Source organism: Pseudomonas sp. HMSC065H01, assembly GCF_001815235.1.
Taxonomy (GTDB): domain Bacteria; phylum Pseudomonadota; class Gammaproteobacteria; order Pseudomonadales; family Pseudomonadaceae; genus Pseudomonas; species Pseudomonas aeruginosa.
Genome location: NZ_KV819836.1, coordinates 27688 through 28425 on the forward strand (window position 1 = coordinate 27688; position 738 = coordinate 28425).

1 protein-coding gene is annotated in these 738 nt (G+C 70.7%); it reads right to left on the reverse strand.

Going from position 1 to position 738, the window contains the following annotated elements; genetic code table 11:
- On the reverse strand, nt 1-738 hold a 738-nt coding region (locus tag HMPREF3014_RS03360; RefSeq protein ID WP_256562441.1), incomplete at both ends, for an Ig-like domain-containing protein.

Consider the following 738-nt stretch of genomic DNA (forward strand, 5'->3'; position numbering starts at 1 on the left):
CCTGGGCCACGGCGTTGACCACCGTGCCGTTGACCAGCGGCGTGCCCGGTGTGAAGGTCCAGTTGCCGCTACCGTCGGCGAGGGTCTGGCCGATCGGGTTGCCATTGCCATCGGTGAGGATCACCCGGACGCCGGGTTCGGCGGTGCCGCTGAGTTCGACACCATTGCTCGGGTCGATCACCGGGGTGGCCGGGGCCACCGCGTCCACCGTGGTGCTGACCGGACCGCTGGTGTTGCCGGCGGCGTCCTGGGCCACCGCATTGATCACCGTGCCGTTGGTCAGCGGTGTGCCCGGAGTGAAGCTCCAGTTGCCGCTGCCATCGGCGGTGGCCTGCCCTATCGGGTTGCCGCCGCCGTCGGTGAGGATCACCGTGGCCCCGGCTTCGGCGGTACCGCTGATCACCGTACCGTTGCTCGGATCGAGCACCGGGGTGGCCGGGGCTACCGAGTCCACCGTGGTGCTGGCCGGGCCGCTGGTGTTGCCGGCGGCGTCCTGGGCCAGCGCATTGATCACCGAGCCGTTGGCCAGCGGCGTGCCGGGCGTGAAGCTCCAGTTGCCGCTGCCGTCGGCGGTGACCTGGCCGATCGGGTTGCCGTTGCCGTCGGTGAGGATCACTTTGGCGCCGACCTCGGCGGTGCCGGTGATCACGCTGCCGTTGCTGGCATTGATCACCGGCGTGGCCGGCGCCACCGTATCCACCGTGGTGCTGGCCGGACCGCTGGTATTGCCGGCCGGGT